1 protein-coding gene is annotated in these 317 nt (G+C 43.5%); it reads left to right on the forward strand.

Going from position 1 to position 317, the window contains the following annotated elements; translation table 11 throughout:
* Positions 1 to 317 (forward strand): phage antirepressor KilAC domain-containing protein (locus tag HMPREF2813_RS02955; RefSeq protein WP_186821729.1); only part of this gene is annotated, 317 nt, incomplete at both ends.

Genomic DNA, 317 nt, shown 5'->3' on the forward strand with positions numbered 1-317 from the left:
GTGGTCGATCGCTGGCAAGCGTTGGAAAATCAACAAAAACCAACCGCACTTATTCCGCAATCTTTTTCTGAGGCGTTGATGTTAGCCGCTCAGTTACAAGCAGAAAAAGAGCGTAATGCACCTAAAGTCGCTTTTGTTGATCACTATGTGGAAGTAGGGACGAGTAAATCATTTCGTGAGACGGCGAAGATTTTGAAAATACCTGAGCGTGCATTGGTCAATCGCTTGGTGGAAGATAAATATTTGTATCGTCAATCGGGCGTGCTTTTGCCTTATCAATCGGCTCACACCAAAGATCTTTTTACGGTTAAAACAGG

This window comes from Haemophilus sp. HMSC066A11 (genome assembly GCF_001811665.1).
In the GTDB taxonomy this organism is placed as follows: domain Bacteria; phylum Pseudomonadota; class Gammaproteobacteria; order Enterobacterales; family Pasteurellaceae; genus Haemophilus; species Haemophilus influenzae.